Consider the following 16530-nt stretch of genomic DNA (forward strand, 5'->3'; position numbering starts at 1 on the left):
GGTATCAGCCTCCTCCCATAAATACTAAAATTTCCAAACGGTCACCAGCCTGTAAAAGAGTACTTTGCAGATGTTCTGGTGTGAGTATTTTTTCATTAAGTTCTACGACAACTGCTTTGTTTGTCGCAGCCAGGTTTTCGAGCAACTGGAATACAGTACATTCTGAGAGAATTTCCAGTGCTTTACCGTTGACAACAATTTGCAACGGACTGTCCTCCTTTCACTTGTCACACGTGTTTGCCGGTGGATCCCATCTTGCTAGGCACCAGGGAGGTCTAAACCAAACAATAAAAAAAGTGAGAACTGCGGTAAGCAGTTCTCACTTATATTCCTAATATAAGTATGATGATTAGCTTTCCTCCGCTGGTATTAACCAGATCAGGTTCAAAGGGATCGAGTTTCCTCATCTCAGCCCCGAAGGGCACCCCTAGCAAACAACGTATTTAGTTTTGGATGGTTATTAATACTTATCCTTTTAGGTATTAATAACCACTATATACCTAAAAGTTATAAGTGTAAACAGATGAAAAATTCTAAGTTAGGAATAGATCATCCCCGCTTTTCCCACTCAAACCGGGGTGGCTATCAAATCGCACTGTACCCACTGGAATTTTATGCTCCACAGCTTCAACGATTTTCGCCGTTCCAATGTTTCCAAATCCTCCGCATAATTCCAACGCCTGAACTCCTTCAGTAACCAGCTGTTTTGCAAGAATAACCGCTTCCTGATAATTTTGGACTCCCCGTATGAGTAAGGTAACCTGTGGGGTTTTAATATCCGCCTGATGTTGTGAAGGATCGGCTTGAGGTGCCAGGAAAATAAAGGCGGCTTTTAGTGACACTTAAATCACATCCTTTCCATACATGAATATATTTTGGCATTACCAGAGTAGAACTAAAAAACAAGCAGCACACTTGTGATGACTATATAATCATGCAATTCGTATGCCAGGATATCCCATTGAGTTTGGCTTATCAATTACGTATAAAAATATAGGAAGATATGGGTGGAAAATATTATTCCTTTGATGATAAGAGTGCAATAAGTTGTTCTTTAAAGGCGATATACAAGGTCATAGCTTCGATGAAAATAAAGATGTAAGGTTAATTGACTGCCTGGAGCCCCTCCGTAGTACAGTGTGGCAAAGGCATTAAGAGTTCCGACAACAACACCCAGATTAGTGAGAATAATACAGGAAAACAAGCCAGGATACCGATGATGACAACTATTCTATATGCGATTCATATGCCAGGAAAATTAGTTGGGCTTGGCATATGAATTGCATATTAGATATAAGGATAAAAATACCGAAGGTAAAATTGGCTTAATTACTAGCGCAATACTTATTATAAGAGGCACGAGCACTGTTCGACTTTCGAGCACTGTTCGAAAATCGAACAGTTCTCGTGATAAACAAACATCTAATGAATATCAAGGAGGACTTTAGGGATGATGAATTGGCGACTACTTGATAATAACCCATTAGATTCAGCCGACCACATGGCTTTAGACGAAGTCTTGCTTGCTTCCCGAAGCGCAGGAGAATGTCGGAATACCTTGCGTTTTCTCCAATTTTCTCCCCGTTGCGCCCTATTGGGTTTGCATCAAGCAGTAGAGTTAGAAATTGATGAAGACTATTGTCGGAAACAAAGTATTGAAATCAACCGTCGTATCACAGGAGGGGGAGCAATTTTTTGGGGACCGTCCGAACTAGGGTGGGAAATTTATGCGGGTAAGGATTGGCTGGCGGGAAGAAATATCGATGAGGTTTATAAGCTGTTGTGTGACGTTATGGTCAAAGCCTTGGCTGATCTTGGAGTAAAGGCAATGTTCCGTCCCCGTAACGATATTCAAGTTGGTAATCGTAAGATTTGCGGTACAGGGGGGGCAGAATTAGACAATGCCTTTGTCTTCCAATGCTCTTTACTTATTGATTTTGACGTTAAGAGCATGGTCAAGGTACTAAAAATTCCTATGGAAAAAATAAGCGATAAAAATATGAGCGCGGTAGAGGACCGGGTAACGTGGCTTAAAAGAGAGCTCGGTCAGGTTCCAGATATGTCCAAGATCAAAGAAGCTATTTGTGCGGCATTCGCATCTGTTATGGATATTCAATTTATTCAGGCCGAACTTAATTCATGGGAAGAGGCATTATTTCGAGAGAAAAGAATATATTTTCATTCGCCTGAATGGATTTATAAAGTCCGATTACCGAGCGAGGCGGGAGAAATAAAGGAAGCTTGCCTTAAAACACCAGGTGGGTTAATCCGGGTAGTTGCCAAGACGGAGTTAAAGGCACGAGTTTTGAAAAGCGTATTAATTAGCGGGGATTTCTTTACCCATAATCCGTCGGTCATCTATGAGCTTGAGGCTTGTTTAAAGGATTGCCCCCTGGAAGGGGACAAAATCGAGGAGATAATCAGATCTTTTTTTAAGGCTTACCCAGATCAAATTCCCGGTGTGAGTGCTCAGGATGTGGAGTCATGTGTGCGCAGAGCCTTAAGATGAAGGAAGAGTTTGGAATTGACGCGCTGCCTATTTTGGCTAAATCTGATGTTGTAATAATCGGAGCTGGCCCAGCGGGTAGCTCGGCAGCCGCTGCTGCAGCTGCCGGTGGGGTTTCGGTGTTGATGTTGGACAAAAAAGAACAAATAGGTTTACCAGTTCAATGTGCAGAGTATGTACCCTTGAGTTTAGCTGAAGAAGTACCTATTCCAGTGGCTTGCATAGCTCAAAGAGTGGAAGGGTTCATCACCTATATTCAGCGAGAACAAGTAGCTCAAACACGGGCACCTGGTTACATCCTTAACCGAGATGTCTTTGACCCTTATTTAGCTGAGAGAGCGGTTCAATCTGGGGTTAAGTTATTAACTAGAGCACAGGCAGTAGCGGTTACGAACCTAGGCGTTTTAATCAATAATCAAGGGGAATTATCCATGGTTAAAGCGGGGATTATTATTGGTTCGGAAGGACCAAAATCCGTGGTAGCCCAGGCAATACGCTGCCCACCTCAGCATTTGGCCTATGCTAAGCAAATCACGGTCAAGTTAAGGAAAAGGTCGCAATGGGCTCAAATATACTTTAGTCCATCCATCCCCGGTGGATATGCTTGGCTTTTTCCTAAAAATGATCTGGCAAATGTCGGGGTTAGCATCGATTTGAGTTTAGGTGGAAGTGTAGCAACTGCTTTAACAGAATTTCAACAATATTTAGTCGAAGAAGGGGTGATTGGTGAAGAGGTGATACGAACGACTGGAGGAGCGATTCCTATCGGAGGACCCCGGCTTAGGATGCAACAGAAAAACCTAATGTTAATTGGGGATGCGGCAGGACATACTCATCCTATCAGTGGCGAGGGAATTTTTCCGGCAATAGTGGCTGGAAAAATCGCGGGTTCTTTAGCCGCCGAAAGTATTCGGTCAGGAGACCTTAACGTGTTAACCCGGTATTCTGAGGACTATTTGAAACGATTTGGAGAATTTATAAAAAGGGGTTTCGAAAAGAAAATAGAATATAATGATAATTGGGAAAAGGCGAATTTCTCCGTCTTAGTACGCAGAACTTGGTTTGCATTCCCAGAGTACTTTGAATCTTAGATTGGTAGTTTAACTGTCATACTGAAGGGATCATCACGTCGTTCCACAGCGGTTTTTCCGCTAAGAGTATAGGCTAGAATTTTTGCATTAAAGGCGTTTAAGGCATGTGCTTCCAAACAGGCCTCATTTAAGGTATTAAAATCCATCTTTTTTCCGTGGAGGCAGTATTCCAACCGTCGTAAAAATAGGGGAGATATTAAGCGATTGGAGTCACTCAGGTCAATTTTGGTAATTCGCTGACCAGCGAGGACTAAACGGCATGTCAGGTCAGTAATATCAAGAGAGACTTGGTATTCTCTGATAGAACAGTTTTCCGCTACTTTAATCTCCCGATAGAGGAGGCGACGCCCAGCTTCCATCAGCCATTCCTTGGATTGAAACATAGGGGTGAGTTTGCGGATTTCTTCAAGGACCTGATTGTCAAGTTGGGTTGAAGTAAGCGAGAAGGCTCCGTAGAAGTTGATTTTGAGTCTTTCGATAACTTCCTCTCTACTTACGGCTCTCCCCATTTCCGCCTGCAATGTCGTAAGGTTTGATTGCATTTGATGTAAATACTCTTGGCGGAAACCCTCTGATGGGACTCGAATAATAGAAGACATAACCTCATAATCGAAATCTAGGAGTATATTTCCAACTAAGACATAACACTCTCCGATTTGACCTGCGCCGTTGCCAGAAATCTTTTTGGAGTTAACAATCAAGTCACAGGGCGAGAGTATCTCCGCCGCTAAGCTGAAATCCTTAAGCGTTTGCACTACTGGTTCGAGGAGCTTCCTGTAAAACCGCTCCCGGTTGGTGGGAGCGATTGGATTTTTTCGATGTAGGACAATTTGAAAAAAAACCTGCCTCTGATCTAGAAATACTAATCCGCCTCCAACTTCGCGACGAAATAAGGGGATTCCGAATTCTTTACAAACATTTAAATCGACTTCACTGGGTATATCTTGATGGAACCCAGCACAAACATAAGGTGCTGCCGGGGTACAGAGTATTAAGGCCTCTCGGTTCAGGTGGGCAAAAGCGTGATAGATAACCTGTGATTCAAACCAAGGAACGGTGCCAAGATTGTAAAATTCCATACTGAGAACTCCTAACTTCAAAGAGTTAAACCTTCATCTTATATTTAATGCAAATCCTGTGCCAAAAATGATTTCGTCTTAAACCTTAAAGTTTTGGAGGTGCTTAGGATGTACACCCAATCCGTGAAATATGTAAAAGATCCGCTTTGGACGTGGAAAAATTTTGTCGAGAGGGGTATCACTGATGCAGTGGTTACACGTCCGGAAATCATGGAATCTTGGCAGCGCTGTCGGGTACTTGACGTAGATCCTTATGATGGCATAGGTAAAGATAGATTGGGTCACAGTGAATTACAACAACTTTTCATTTCCAACTCTCAATTAGTTGAGGTAGCCAAACCCTTCATGCATACCGTTTACCAAAGTGTTCAAGGCTCAGGATTTATGGTCGTGATTACGGACAAGGAAGGGAGGATCTTGCACACTTGTGGAGATACTGGAATTTTGGATAAAGCTGCAAGTACAATTCAGTTTATAAAGGGTACAAACTGGTCGGAGCAGGCCGTGGGGACTAATGCGATCGGAACAGCGTTGGTCATCAATAAAGCCATTCAAATTTCTGGGCCCGAACACTTTTGCCAATCGCATCATTACTGGACGTGTTCTGGAGCCCCGATTCATAACTATCTCGGGGAAATTATCGGATGCTTTGATATCTCCGGCCCCGCCGAATATGTGTATCTGCATACATATGGTATGGTTGTCGCGGCGGTAGAAGCTATAGAGAATCAATTGAGAAAGGAAGTAATCCAGGAGGAAAAGAACCGGGCCTATGAATTATTAAGTGCTGTTACAGAGAGCGTGACTGAAGGCTTGCTGGCTGTGGATAATGAAGGGCGGATTATTCATATTAACCTGGCTGCCCAAAAAATGCTCCGTTTTAGTCACAAGAATGTGACTGGTGAGTTCCTGAATTCGCTTCTTGGTTCGCAAAACAATTTGACGGATATGTTCGTTCACCATCCCTGGAAAACCGACGCGGAAATGGTTCTGGAGCTCAGTGGAGAAAGCATTCAGTTTACCTGTTCCTCCCGACCGATTACCCAGGGAGACGGTTCAATCTCCGGTGTAGTGTTTACTTTGCTGGAAATCAATAAGGTTCGCCGGTTGGTAAACAGAATGGTAGGAGCTACTGCGCGTTTTTACTGTAAGGATATTATCGGGGAATCTGAAGTTATGAAAAAAGCCTTGAAATTAATTTTTGTCGCTGCGAATTCCCGTTCAAACGTTCTTTTGACAGGAGAAAGCGGTACGGGAAAGGAATTGTTTGCCCAAGCGATCCACAATCATAGCGGTCGCTCGGATGGACCGTTTGTCGCAGTCAATTGTGCGGCTCTGCCACGAGAACTCATTCAAAGTGAACTATTTGGTTATAATGAGGGAGCTTTTACCGGGGCTAAGCGGGGGGGGAATCCTGGCAAGTTCGAACTTGCCAATGAGGGGACCCTCTTTCTGGATGAAATCGGGGATATGCCCATAGAATTGCAGGTAAACCTTTTGCGGGTTTTGCAGGAACGGAAAATAACGAGGGTCGGTGGAAACAAAGAAATTCCGGTTGATGTGCGCATCATAGCTGCTACCAACAAGAACTTGCTCAAGGATATTGAGGAGGGACGCTTTCGCCAGGATTTATTCTACCGTTTGAATGTATTTAGCATTCATATCCCCCCTTTAAGGGAAAGGGAAGAAGATATCGAACTCCTGACCATGTACTTGATCAGAGTTTTTTCGGAGAGCCTGGGCAAACAAATTAAAGGAGCAGACACGGAATTTTTACAGGCAATCAGAAATTACTCCTGGCCTGGGAATGTCAGGGAATTGCAAAATGCCGTGGAGTTTGCCATTAATATTGCTGAAGAAGATTATCTTACCGTTAAAGAATTGCCTCGTACCGTTGTTAGCTATCCAAGGCTGATAAGAACTGAAGGCAAAGTTATTTCTCTGTTGGAAGTAGAACGGATTACCGTTGAATCCACACTGAACCAGTTTAACGGTAATATTACGCAAACTGCCAAAGCTTTAGGAATCGGACGCAATACTTTATATGATAAGCTAAAAAAGTTAGGGGTCAGAGCTTAGACACTTAACAAGTGCCTTAGTCCATACCATGGTCTAATGGGGCGTAAGTTAGGTTTTTCAAATCAAAGACATTCGGAATAATAAGTAATAATCCTGCCTTAAAGGATCAGAATAGTACAAAAATTATAGTCTTTTTTACAAGGAGGTAAATATTAATGGATTTTAACGGGGAGGAAATTAATTTACTGGATGTTATTGATTTAGAATTTTTGCAGCAGTTTCAGGACACCTTTGCTCGTGTTACGGGTGTTGCCGCTTTAATCTTTGATAAGAATAACAACCCAGTGACTCAGCCGATAAATTTTATTGATATTTGTATGAAGTATAATCGAAGCTGCTCTGAAGGTTTGAAACGTTGTAAAATTAGTGATAAGAAAGGCGCTGAAGAATCAACCAGAACCGGAAAGCCTGCGGTGTACCACTGTGAAAATGGCATGGTTGATTTTGCCGCTCCTATTATGCTGAACGGTGTACGAATCGGAGCAATCCTGGGAGGACAGGTATTATCCGAGCAACCGGAAAAGGAAAAGTTTATAAAACACGCCGAAGTGCTTGGAGTAGATCCTAATGAGTATTTAGAAGCTTTAAATAAAGTCAAAATTATTCCGGAAGAAAAAATAATGGAAGCGGCAAATTTACTTTATTTAGTAAGCTCTAAAATTTCAAAAATGATAGAAAATCAGATACGCAATGAAGAACTTCAAGAGGAAAGAAACCAGGCCTACGAATTGTTGGCCGCCGCGACCAGTAGTTTTACGGAGGGATTGATGGCTGTAGACAACGACGGAAGGATCATTCACATTAATCCTGCAGCATTTGCCATAATGAAATTGTCGGACAAAGATGTCGTTGGCAAATCATTGAGTTTGATTCTAGGTTCTAACAATAAATTTAGTGAAACAGCCAGAAACTGCATCTGGAACACAGATGAAGAAATTGTCCTTGACCAAGGCGGCGAGCGCATTCATTGTACAAGTTCTTCCAGGCCGATCTTGAAGGAAAACGGCACTATCGCTGGCGTAGTGTTTACTTTGCGGGAAATAAGAAAGGTGCGCAACTTAGTCAACAGAATGGTAGGGGCAACTGCCCGCTTTACCTGTGAAGATATTATTGGGGAAAGTGAGGGAATGAAGAAAGCATTTAAGCTGATCTCGGTTGCGGCTAATTCCCGTTCCAATGTATTGCTTACAGGTGAAAGCGGTACGGGGAAGGAATTGTTTGCCCAAGCAATCCACAATCATAGCGGTCGCTCGGAGGGGCCGTTTGTCGCAGTCAATTGTGCAGCGCTGCCACGAGAACTAATTCAAAGTGAGCTATTTGGTTATAATGAGGGAGCTTTTACCGGGGCTAAGCGGGGAGGAAATCCTGGTAAGTTCGAACTTGCTAATGAGGGGACTATCTTTCTGGATGAAATCGGCGATATGCCCATGGAATTGCAGGTAAACCTTTTACGGGTCTTACAGGAACGGAAAGTAACGAGAGTTGGTGGAGAAAAGGTAATTCCTGTTAACGTTCGGATTATTGCAGCTACCAACAAGGATCTGATGAGGGCTGTCGAGGAAGGGCGTTTCCGAGAAGATTTATATTACCGCTTAAATGTATTAAACATTCACATTCCACCCTTAAGGGAGAGAGGGAAAGATATTGACCTCTTAACCATTCATTTGATAAACATTTTCTCAGAAAACTTGGGTAAAGAGATCGATGGAGCTGAGCTGGAGTTTTTCGAGGCCATTCGCAATTATTCCTGGCCTGGGAATGTTAGAGAATTACAAAACGCGGTGGAATATGCTATGAATGTGGCTGAGGTGGAATATCTCAGCGTTACGGATTTACCCCGCAGCATACACCGGGAGCCGAACTTTCTGCAAGAGGTGGGGACGGTCATCTCATTAACAGAAATAGAGCGGATTACTGTTGAGTCAACATTAAATCGGTTTAATGGCAATATTACCAAAACGGCAAAGGCTTTAGGAATTGGACGTAATACGTTATATGATAAGTTGAGAAAGTTGGGGGTTAGAGCATAGACTGGATTTGACACAATTGACGTAAATTGAAGTGCCCGGAAAACGAACACTGTTCGTTTTCCGGGCGCTTTTCATTGTCCTGGGGGGTTGCTACGATGATCGATTTGTTGAATAATTAGAGTTTTCTGCAAAACTTGTGTTCGTTCGGACGCAAGACTATATGGGGCAAGCTAAAGAAGCTAGGGGTTAGTAAGTGCTCGGGAAGCGAACATACTGTTCAGTTTCCGAGCACTTCTTTTTAGAGGTAGTTTATAAAAAGCTGAACATACCTGGATTAAGATAGTACTGTTTAGAGGGTTTCCTTAAAGATTTATAAGCTTAAGACGTTGGCATAATATTTGCAATATATTGAAAATTGGCTGGCCAAATTAATAATAAGGGGGTGTTTCGAGAGAAAACATTAACCATTAGTGAATTTGCTTCGAACAATTATAAATGAAAAATTGGAAGAAATGGCGATTAAACTGGGAGGTGTATGGGTTTGGATGTTTCAACTAATGCGGCAGGGAAGGGTGGTGAGATTATTAGCACCAAGAAACAATTCGGTTTATCCGTTAATCCGATCATGTTTGCAATGGCACACTTAGCAATAATTCTGGCAGTTAGTCTTGTGGTTTGGAATGTGTTTGCGGATCCAAAGCAAGGGATATGGAAACTGTACCCACAGCCCTTTGGTGCCATCATGTTCTGGTTCATTTTAGAGGTCGTATTCCTGGCATTTAATGGCGAGCTATGGCCCTTTCAGCGGCTAAAGCAACCTCTAGCAGGATTAGTTGCATTTGTTACCGGCGCAGTTTTAGCCTTTCTAACCGTGGGAATACTCGTTTACGGCATTGGAAGTTTTGAACCGGCTTTTGATCCAAGCGGAGCAGGGTGGACGGCAACCGGCATGATAGTCCTAATGGGTTTTTACTTTTTCGGTATCTTAGCAACCAACATGGGGCATTGGCCATGGGTGGATTTAGGGTTAAAGCAGCCATGGGTTGGGATTATTGAGTTTTTTGAAGGATTTTTCCTGGCGTTTTTGGGTTATCTGGTCTTGATTTATCCGAGCGTAGCCAGTTGGTCCCAGAGCGGAAAAGTGATTCTTCCCTTGGTCACAGCGGTTGGTTGGTTTTACTCAGTGGTTGTCTCTTGGCTTACGACCGCTAATGCCCTAGATAACTGGCCGTGGAGCCAATTGGGTTCCAGAGCCAAAACTGCTCTGGTATCATTCTTTGGCAACTTTATCATCGGTACAGGAATTTATTTCTTGTTTTTGGCTTTGCTTAAAAATTTTCTGATCCCTGTTGAGGCACAGGAATCTCTGGGAGTTGCGATTACCATGTGGCCGGCTCAATTAGGGGTTTGTATCTTGTTTTGGGTCTTAACGTGGTCGACTGTCTTTGACAATCAACCTCTAAATACCGCCTCAAAAAAGGTTATTAGAGTAGTAATTACTTACGGGCTGGGGCTAATAACATTTTTGGTTTATACCCGGTGGTTTGCCATTTCGGTACTGCATGAAGCGGAGATCAGCCCAGGATTTGGCGGAGATCCTTTAACGTGGATTGATTTGATGATTTTAGTCATGCTGGTTTATGCCGTGTATTTTGGTTCTTATGGCTTAATCAAAAAGAACAAATAAGGAGAGATGATCAATGAAAGCAGCAGTTTGGTATGGAAGAAAAGATGTTCGAGTTGTGGATGTACCGGAGCCACCTACCCCGGGTGAAGGGTGGGTAAAAGTTAAGGTTAAATGGTGTGGAATTTGTGGTTCCGATCTCCATGAATACTTAGCTGGACCAATCTTTATTCCCGTTTCTGTTCCAGATGCGCTCACAGGTAGTAAAGCTCCAATTATTCTTGGACATGAATTTTCCGGAGAAGTGGTGGAAATCGGACCGGGAGTGAAAAATGTTCAGGTGGGAGATCGGGTTGCACCTGATGCATGCCAAGTGTGTTGGGAATGTTATCATTGTAAACGCATGAATTATAGTATGTGTGAAAAGTTGGCGTTTACTGGGCTGATGACCGATGGCGCCTTTGCAGAATATGTCAATGTACCAGCCTATACGATGTATAAAATTCCGGATGATATGTCCTACGAAGTAGCAGCTGTAATCGAGCCGATAGCAGTTGGGATTCATGCCGTTCGACAGGCACCTGTTATCGAAGGAGATATAGTCGTTGTCGTGGGCGCGGGAACAATCGGGCTCGCGACATTACAAGCTGCCAAGGCAGCTGGAGCCAGTAAAGTTTATGTGATTGAAATGGCTAAAGCTAGAAAAGAATATGCCTTAAATATGGGGGCGGCGGCGGTCTTCGATCCGAGAGAAGTGGACGTTGTGGCCAAGATCAAGGAACTTACCAATGGATTAGGAGCAGATATTACCTTCGAATGTGTCGGGAATGAGAAGACAGCACCATTAGCCATACAATTGGCACGAAAGAGCGGTAAGGTTGTCATGGTGGGTATCTTTGAACGTGAAAGTTCGTTTAACTTTTTTGAGGTTACTGCGAATGAAAAACACATTATTGGATCCTTAGCCTATAATGGAGAGTTTAGTACGGCGATTGCTTTAATGAATGATGGTCGGATTCAAGCAGAGCCCATGATTACGGGAAAAATTAAACTTGCGGATATCATTGAAAAGGGGTTTGAAGAACTAGTTAACCATAAAGAAGAAAATATTAAAATTCTGGTTTCACCGTTCTGAAGCAAGCCCTCCCTGTTTTACATGGACTCACTTGTCGATTTGATAAAGACTTCCAAAAAACTCTCCAGGCTGGCACGTCGTTTGCATATTTAATGATATTGGGTAGATTTTAGCTTACAAGACCTTATAGATATGGGCGTGAACTTGCCCCTTCCTGAATAGGTATTTTATATAAGGAAGTGTAAATCAAATCACGTTCAGCAGAAAAACATGGTATTTAGCAAAGGAGGAGAAAAGTAGAGATATTTTAGTAACGTAGTCAAAGGCGTTGAGGATGATCTAACGAAAAAACTTATTTGGATGAGGAGTGATTTTTAGTGGCGCTTAATAAAGAGCAAATGCTTGATCTATATCGTCAAATGCGTACGATCCGTGAATTTGAAGAGACCGTGGCTAAATTTTTTTCGCAAGGTCAAATTCCTGGTTTTGTTCATCTGTACATCGGTGAAGAGGCTGTGGCTACCGGAGTCTGTGCGAACTTAGAAAAACAGGATTATATCGCGAGTACTCATCGGGGGCATGGGCATGGGATTGCCCGCGGAGCATCGATCAACAAAATGATGGCTGAGATTTTCGGTAGGATCGACGGGCAATGTAAAGGAAAAGGTGGTTCTATGCATATTGCCGATGTAGAACTGGGTTTTCTTGGCGCGAATGGAATTGTGGGTGCTGGTTTACCCTTAGCGGTAGGTGCAGGTTTTGCTACTAAATATTTGAAGACGAATGGAGTTGCGATCTGCTTTTTCGGGGACGCAGCATCGAACCGGGGTACTTTCCACGAGTCATTGAACATGGCGAGTATTCAGAAATTGCCTGTGATTTTCGTCAACGAGAATAATATGTACGGTATTTCGATGAGTCAGGAAAGGCATCAAAACATTACGGACATTGCAGACCGTGCAGGGTCCTACGGAATGCCTGGTATGGTCGTTGACGGCAATGACGTTATGGCTGTCTACGAAGCAGCGGAAGAAGCCGTGAAGCGTGCTCGTGCTGGTGGAGGCCCCGTCTTAATTGAATGTAAAACATATCGACATCACGGTCATTTTGAAGGAGATCCCTGCGTATATCGGTGTGATGAAGAAGTGAACGCCTGGAAAGCGAAAGATCCTTTGCCACGGTTCGCGAGCCGTTTGCAAGAAATGAAAATGGCGACAGAGGCGGAAATCAATCAAATCGAGACTGAGGTTAAAAAGGTTATTGCCGATGCGGTTGAGTTTGCTCAGAATAGTCCTGTGCCCACTCTGGATGAACTAACAAGCGACGTTTACTGCGATTAAGGAATTTGAAGGGGTGAGATGATTATGGCAGAAATGACATACTCCCAAGGGATTAATGAGGCACTCGAGGAAGAAATGCGTAGGGATGAGAAAGTTTATATACTAGGAGAAGATGTTGGAGCATTCGGGGGATGTTTTGGAGTCACAACAGGGCTGCTTGAAAAATTTGGCGATCAAAGAGTGTTGGATTCTCCGATCTCTGAGACTGCTATTATGGGTTCAACGGTAGGGGCTGCAGTCGCTGGTTTACGTCCAGTTCCAGAAATAATGTTTGTCGACTTTGTAGGTGTCTGTCTAGATGAGTTAATTAACCAAGCTGCCAAGATGCACTATATGTTTGGTGGAAAGGCTAAGGTACCGCTGACGTTAAGGATGGCCTGCGGGGCCGGAGTGGGTGCAGCGGCCCAGCACTCTCAAAGCCTAGAAGCATTAATGTGCCATGTTCCAGGGCTTAAAGTAGTTATGCCTGCGACTGCAGCAGATGCTAAAGGTTTGTTAAAATCTGCTATCCGTGATGATAATCCGGTCGTATTCTTAGAGCATAAAGCCCTCTATGGGGTAATGGGGGAAGTCCCCGACGGGGAATATACCATCCCCCTGGGAAAGGCGGATATCAAACGAGAAGGAAAAGATGTCACGATCTTAGCTTATTCCATGATGCTTCATAAAGCCCTAGCGGCTGCGGAAACCTTAGCTCTAGAGGGAATCGAAGCTGAAGTGATTGATCCTCGCACCCTTGTGCCGTTTGACAAGGAAACGCTGTATAAATCGATAGAAAAAACCGGACGACTGGTTATTGTGCATGAAGCGGTCAAACAGGGAGGATTTGGGGGAGAAATCGCAGCAATGGTCGCGGAGGAATGTTTTGATTCTCTCGATGCTCCCATCAAAAGGGTAGCAGCACCTTTTACTCCTATTCCTTTTGCAGCTAACCTGGAAGCGGCATTTATTCCGGATGAGGCAAAAATCATCGCAGCGGTGAAATCCTTTTTCTAAGATATTCCGTAGGGTTAATCGTTCTCCGAGAAGGGCGGCCGATCGTTCGGTTGCCCTTAACTCTTGGGTAGGAGGATATGTATATGATTGCAGGAATTATTGCAAATCCAGCTTCAGGAAAAGATATCCGACGTTTGGTGGCGCATGCCACTGTCTTTGATAATCAGGAAAAAACCAATTTGATCAGGAGAATCTTGCTTGGGCTTCAAGCGGCAGGGGTTAATAAAGTTTGGTTTATGCCGGACTATTATGGTTTCTACGAGCGTGCTTTAGATGTCTTCAGCGGTGAGAATCAACTAACCATGGAGACAAAGCTTTTACCCATGCAGTGCAAGGCAAATCAAGAGGATTCGCTGTTGGCAGCAGCCAACATGGCAGAACTGGGCGTTCGTTGCTTGGTTACCCTGGGTGGTGATGGAACGAACCGGGTTGTAGCTAAAGGAGCCGGGGAGGTTCCTATCATGCCTGTTTCCACAGGAACCAATAATGTTTTCTCAGTTATGGTGGAAGGAACAATAGCGGGATTGGCAGCTGGTTTAGTTGCAACAGGTGCGGTAGAACACGAGTATTCTGTTATTCGGACCAAAAAGTTAATTATCTATATCAACGGTAAAGTGGTGGATATAGCCTTAATAGATGCTGTTGTGCTAGCTGAGCAGTTCGTCGGTTCCCGGGCAATTTGGGACATAGGTAAGATCCGGCAGATTGTGGCTACGTGCGGCGAGCCCTTTCATATTGGTATTGCGGCCATCGTCGGTGCCCTGCATCCCATCAATAGGAGGGAAGCCAAGGGGATAAACTTAATCATCGCAGAAAGTGGCGAGCAAACGCTGGATCCAACCCAAGGCTCCCTAATCTATGTAAAAGCAGCAGTAGGACCTGGTCTGATTCGATCGGTTCCTGTTCGCTCATACGAATTAATGAGTCCCGGTCAGAAAGTTGTTGTAGGTCATGTCCCTTGTGTTATAGCGGTTGATGGAGAACGAGAGATTCTGATCGGTCCAAACGACTTTGCTGAAGTAGAACTAGTGCAGACAGGACCGTTTGTGGTCGATGTCAAAAGTACCTTAAACCGGGCGACTGAGAAAGGGTTATTCATCAATCGCTAAAATCGGCCGAATGGTTAAGCACTCGAGACAGTCTAAAAAAATTAGGAGGTAAAGAAAAATGGCACATATTATGCTTATGCCTAAATTAGGCTTAACCATGAAAAAAGGAAAAGTAGTCAGCTGGTTAAAAAACGAAGGGGAGACGGTTGCCCTCGGTGAACCACTCCTAGAGGTCATGACGGAGAAAGTAAACATTAAAGTTGATTCACCTTATAGTGGTGTACTTTATAAGATTATCGGTGATAAGGGTTCGAGCTACCCAATCTCTGTTCCACTGGCTGTTTTGAGGGAAGAGGGGGAAGAACCGGCTTCTTTAGAAAGTGCCCTCGCTGAAGCGTTAAGTGTTTTACAAGCGGCATTAGCCGGCGGGAGCGACGACGCAGGGAAGAAAAAAGAGACAAAACCCATTAAACCGTTTGCAATTTTTGCCGGCGTTGGCAAGATATCTCCTCGTGCTGCCAAACTCGCTGACAAAGAAGGCGTTGATCTTGGATTAATTAATGGTAGCGGCCCAAATGGCAAAGTGGTTGAAGTGGACATCTTAAATTACCTGGCCCAAGCTAATGGAGAGACTAACGCTGAACTGCGTCCCATTGATCCCTTGAGCATGCGTGGAGTCATCGCGGATCGCATGTCGAAGAGCCGGAGAGACGCTGCCCATGTCACCCTCATGGAAGACGTGGATTTGAGCGCTCTCAAAGATGTGCGGGAGCAATTAAATGAGTTGGGCAGCGGAAAAAGAGTTAAATTCTCCTATACGGATTTCCTCGTCAAGTTTACCGGCCAGGCGTTATTAGAATTTCCACTTGTGAACTCACGCAGTACCGCAGAGGAAATTGAAATACCAACAACGGTTAATGTTGGGGTGGCCGTAGCTTTAGAAGAAGGGCTTGTCGTTCCTAACTTAAAGAATGTTCCCATGCTTACCCTGGAACAGATTTCGGCCAAAATTAAAGACTTTGCCGCGCGAGCGCGTAATTCTGAACTCAATCCGGAGGAGATCCAGCAAGGGACCTTCACGATCACCAATCTGGGATCCTATGGAGTGGAAGGGTTTACCCCCATTATTAATCGGCCAGAAACCGCCATCCTAGGGGTTGGGACCATCAAACAGAAACCGATCATGGTCAACGGACGTTTAGAAAACAGACATCTGATGACGCTGAGCCTTTCTTTGGATCATCGGATCATCGATGGTTCACTGGCGGCAGAGTTTCTGGGCCGTCTGAAAGAAATGTTAGAAAATCCTTATCCTTGGTTCGAGTTAGAACCCAAAGAAATGGAAGACCTTGTCATCCAAACTGGTGGGAACGAATCTCCCCACGAACTATTAGAGGCGTTTTCCGGTGGCTTGGCAGAGCTGAAGGAAGAAGCGCCAGAATTGGCGATTGGCTTTGAAAGCCTCATGGCGCCGGTTTTCTGCGAAGGTGAATTATCAATCATGGAAAAAGAGCTCATGGCGGTGGCCGTCGCGATTTATGGCAAATGTGAGTACTGTATTGCTGCTCATGTCTATAATGCCATGAATGCCGGAGCCTCAGGTGATCAAGTGCTCGAGGCAGCTGGAGTCGCTGTTGCATTTGGAGGCGGGCCGGCCATGGCTTATACCGTTACAAAAGTTCGTGAGTGTATCAAAGCTTTTGGAGGGTAAAGAAAGCGGG

13 protein-coding genes and 1 riboswitch are annotated in these 16530 nt (G+C 44.1%); of the genes, 10 read left to right on the forward strand and 3 right to left on the reverse strand.

All coding sequences use genetic code 11. The features are described from left to right. Positions 1–4: 4 nt before the first annotated feature. Together thiS and E4K67_RS10105 are read right to left on the reverse strand one after the other, a co-directional pair. The gene (gene thiS, locus E4K67_RS10100) at positions 5–205 is read right to left on the reverse strand and encodes a sulfur carrier protein ThiS (protein ID WP_135546275.1); all 201 of its coding nucleotides are present in this window, start codon (positions 203–205) and stop codon (positions 5–7) included. Between the two features lie 133 nt (positions 206–338). Then, positions 339–439, reverse strand: a riboswitch (TPP riboswitch). A 94-nt stretch (positions 440–533) separates the two neighbouring features. After that, entirely contained in the window at positions 534–842 is a 309-nt protein-coding gene (locus E4K67_RS10105; RefSeq protein ID WP_135546276.1) for a DUF6506 family protein, read from the reverse strand. Between the two features lie 608 nt (positions 843–1450). Here E4K67_RS10105 and E4K67_RS10110 point away from each other — a divergent pair. Both E4K67_RS10110 and E4K67_RS10115 read left to right on the forward strand, forming a co-directional pair. Continuing rightward, on the forward strand, positions 1451–2509 hold the full coding sequence (locus E4K67_RS10110) for a lipoate--protein ligase family protein (protein WP_243454406.1): 1059 nt from the start codon (positions 1451–1453) through the stop codon (positions 2507–2509). Then, entirely contained in the window at positions 2485–3597 is a 1113-nt protein-coding gene (locus E4K67_RS10115) for a geranylgeranyl reductase family protein (protein WP_135546277.1), read from the forward strand. The genes E4K67_RS10110 and E4K67_RS10115 overlap by 25 nt, the downstream gene beginning before the upstream one ends. Here E4K67_RS10115 and E4K67_RS10120 read toward each other — a convergent pair. After that, positions 3594–4676 (reverse strand): lipoate--protein ligase family protein, encoded by a 1083-nt coding sequence (locus E4K67_RS10120; RefSeq protein WP_135546278.1) that lies wholly within the window; start codon positions 4674–4676, stop codon positions 3594–3596. The two genes, E4K67_RS10115 and E4K67_RS10120, sit on opposite strands and share 4 nt — an antisense overlap. A gap of 108 nt (positions 4677–4784) precedes the next feature. Here E4K67_RS10120 and E4K67_RS10125 point away from each other — a divergent pair, with 108 nt between their 5' ends. The 8 genes from E4K67_RS10125 to E4K67_RS10160 all read left to right on the forward strand — a co-directional run bounded on the left by E4K67_RS10125 (position 4785) and on the right by E4K67_RS10160 (position 16520). Next, on the forward strand, positions 4785–6755 hold the full coding sequence (locus tag E4K67_RS10125; RefSeq protein ID WP_135546279.1) for a sigma-54-dependent Fis family transcriptional regulator: 1971 nt from the start codon (positions 4785–4787) through the stop codon (positions 6753–6755). 155 nt (positions 6756–6910) lie between these two features. After that, positions 6911–8785 carry a sigma 54-interacting transcriptional regulator gene (locus tag E4K67_RS10130; RefSeq protein WP_135546280.1) on the forward strand — a complete coding sequence of 625 codons (1875 nt, stop codon included), beginning with the start codon at positions 6911–6913 and terminating at the stop codon, positions 8783–8785. A 475-nt stretch (positions 8786–9260) separates the two neighbouring features. Continuing rightward, positions 9261–10412 carry a hypothetical protein gene (locus tag E4K67_RS10135; protein ID WP_135546281.1) on the forward strand — a complete coding sequence of 384 codons (1152 nt, stop codon included), beginning with the start codon at positions 9261–9263 and terminating at the stop codon, positions 10410–10412. A 13-nt stretch (positions 10413–10425) separates the two neighbouring features. Beyond that, complete coding sequence (locus tag E4K67_RS10140; protein WP_135546282.1) at positions 10426–11484, forward strand: 2,3-butanediol dehydrogenase; 1059 nt, start codon at positions 10426–10428, stop codon at positions 11482–11484. Between the two features lie 317 nt (positions 11485–11801). Beyond that, a complete protein-coding gene (locus E4K67_RS10145) occupies positions 11802–12764 on the forward strand; it encodes a thiamine pyrophosphate-dependent dehydrogenase E1 component subunit alpha (protein ID WP_135546283.1) in 963 nt (320 codons plus the stop codon). 24 nt (positions 12765–12788) lie between these two features. After that, complete coding sequence (locus E4K67_RS10150; protein ID WP_135546284.1) at positions 12789–13760, forward strand: alpha-ketoacid dehydrogenase subunit beta; 972 nt, start codon at positions 12789–12791, stop codon at positions 13758–13760. Positions 13761–13843: 83 nt separating this feature from the next. Next, positions 13844–14869, forward strand: a complete 1026-nt coding sequence (locus E4K67_RS10155; protein ID WP_135546285.1) for an ATP-NAD kinase family protein — start codon at positions 13844–13846, stop codon at positions 14867–14869. A 58-nt stretch (positions 14870–14927) separates the two neighbouring features. Further along, positions 14928–16520 carry a 2-oxo acid dehydrogenase subunit E2 gene (locus tag E4K67_RS10160; RefSeq protein WP_135546286.1) on the forward strand — a complete coding sequence of 531 codons (1593 nt, stop codon included), beginning with the start codon at positions 14928–14930 and terminating at the stop codon, positions 16518–16520. Positions 16521–16530: the final 10 nt, after the last annotated feature.

The sequence above is a fragment of the Desulfosporosinus fructosivorans genome (assembly GCF_004766045.1).
In the GTDB taxonomy this organism is placed as follows: Bacteria; Bacillota; Desulfitobacteriia; order Desulfitobacteriales; family Desulfitobacteriaceae; genus Desulfosporosinus; species Desulfosporosinus fructosivorans.

Coding starts and splice junctions, on each gene's coding strand:
- E4K67_RS10135 (WP_135546281.1), top strand. CDS start 9,261: ATGGGTTTGGATGTTTCAACTAATGCGGCAGGGAAGGGTGGTGAGATT.
- E4K67_RS10160 (WP_135546286.1), top strand. CDS start 14,928: ATGGCACATATTATGCTTATGCCTAAATTAGGCTTAACCATGAAAAAA.
- E4K67_RS10155 (WP_135546285.1), top strand. CDS start 13,844: ATGATTGCAGGAATTATTGCAAATCCAGCTTCAGGAAAAGATATCCGA.
- E4K67_RS10150 (WP_135546284.1), top strand. CDS start 12,789: ATGGCAGAAATGACATACTCCCAAGGGATTAATGAGGCACTCGAGGAA.
- E4K67_RS10130 (WP_135546280.1), top strand. CDS start 6,911: ATGGATTTTAACGGGGAGGAAATTAATTTACTGGATGTTATTGATTTA.
- E4K67_RS10120 (WP_135546278.1), bottom strand. CDS start 4,676: ATGGAATTTTACAATCTTGGCACCGTTCCTTGGTTTGAATCACAGGTT.
- E4K67_RS10125 (WP_135546279.1), top strand. CDS start 4,785: ATGTACACCCAATCCGTGAAATATGTAAAAGATCCGCTTTGGACGTGG.
- E4K67_RS10115 (WP_135546277.1), top strand. CDS start 2,485: ATGTGTGCGCAGAGCCTTAAGATGAAGGAAGAGTTTGGAATTGACGCG.
- E4K67_RS10140 (WP_135546282.1), top strand. CDS start 10,426: ATGAAAGCAGCAGTTTGGTATGGAAGAAAAGATGTTCGAGTTGTGGAT.
- E4K67_RS10110 (WP_243454406.1), top strand. CDS start 1,451: ATGATGAATTGGCGACTACTTGATAATAACCCATTAGATTCAGCCGAC.